A 238-nucleotide genomic window follows, 5' to 3' on the forward strand; every position below is an offset into this window, starting at 1 on the left:
TTTCATCGCGGACAAGATGCGATCCGAGCCATGCTGTGACGGCAAGAAAACATGATTCGCAATTTTAGGAATCTTGGAAAATGCATCGATCAGGCGCTGGTTAAATTCTTTAGGATGGCTGGTGACAAAACGAATACGTTCAATCTGCGGGAACTCGGCAATATATTCCAGCAACAGCGCAAAGTCGGCGATTTCGCCATCGTCCATTTTGCCGCGATACGCATTGACGTTTTGGCCC

1 pseudogene is annotated in these 238 nt (G+C 47.9%); it reads right to left on the reverse strand.

The features are described from left to right. A pseudogene (locus QN347_RS20870) lies at window positions 1-207 on the reverse strand (tRNA (N6-isopentenyl adenosine(37)-C2)-methylthiotransferase MiaB); the annotation flags it as partial. Window positions 208-238: the final 31 nt, after the last annotated feature.

It is taken from the genome of Sphingomonas sp. 10B4 (assembly GCF_035019905.1).
GTDB lineage: Bacteria > Pseudomonadota > Alphaproteobacteria > Sphingomonadales > Sphingomonadaceae > Sphingomonas > Sphingomonas glacialis.